Genomic DNA, 783 nt, shown 5'->3' on the forward strand with positions numbered 1-783 from the left:
TTTGACAATTTTCTAATTCTATTTTCATATTCATTCTTTTTATGGGCAGATAATGTTTGGCAGCGTTCCGCTTTTAGTCGGTTTGCTGTTTGTTATCGTCACCATTTTGTTTATTTAAATTTCCTGTCATACAATTTATATTCTGATGTTCCTTGACTTTGTAAGTACTGGTCCATTTCAATGTCATTTATAATAAGTTTTTGAGGGTTAAGAAACCAATCATTATTATCTATATAAATAGCCTTTTTGTCAATGGTTAATGTTGATTCTACTTGTTGCAGAAACTTATTCATGAATATTTTGAAAGAAGATGCAACAAGATACACATGCTCTGGTTCGTTTGTTGAATAGTAACCGATATAATGATTTCCGGAGCTGTCCACTTTATCAAGATAGCCAAAGTTTTCGCCACTGCTTGTTCCGCATATACCCCAAAAACGCATAGCCAAAGAACAGTCTAAAAACCATAATTCGCTCATGTTATCATAGATGTTCATTCCCAAATTATGGTTCTTTAATCCCAAGAAACAATAATCTAATATTGAAGCACCATTTGTCTTCAATAAAAAATCGACATATTGTCTGTCAATCTCTCCTGTAATTTTCCCTATATGTTTTAATATAATTTTAGGATCAAAATTACGATACAATTTTATGTATGGAGATAATTTTGACAGTTCTTCTATATGTGCAATTATTTCATCCATCTTACTTCATTTTTTTATGACGATAATGTTTGGTGGATAATCATCATTAAAGGAGATTGATCCGCTTGTTATCTGC

1 protein-coding gene is annotated in these 783 nt (G+C 31.3%); it reads right to left on the reverse strand.

Annotated elements, in window-relative coordinates:
* Positions 1-110 precede the first annotated feature (110 nt).
* Positions 111-707: an SMI1/KNR4 family protein gene (locus KTR07_RS28140; RefSeq protein ID WP_130057243.1), complete on the reverse strand. Its 597-nt coding sequence runs from the start codon at positions 705-707 to the stop codon at positions 111-113.
* Positions 708-783: the final 76 nt, after the last annotated feature.

The sequence above is a fragment of the Bacteroides sp. MSK.20.82 genome, from assembly GCF_019052485.1.
GTDB lineage: Bacteria > Bacteroidota > Bacteroidia > Bacteroidales > Bacteroidaceae > Bacteroides > Bacteroides thetaiotaomicron.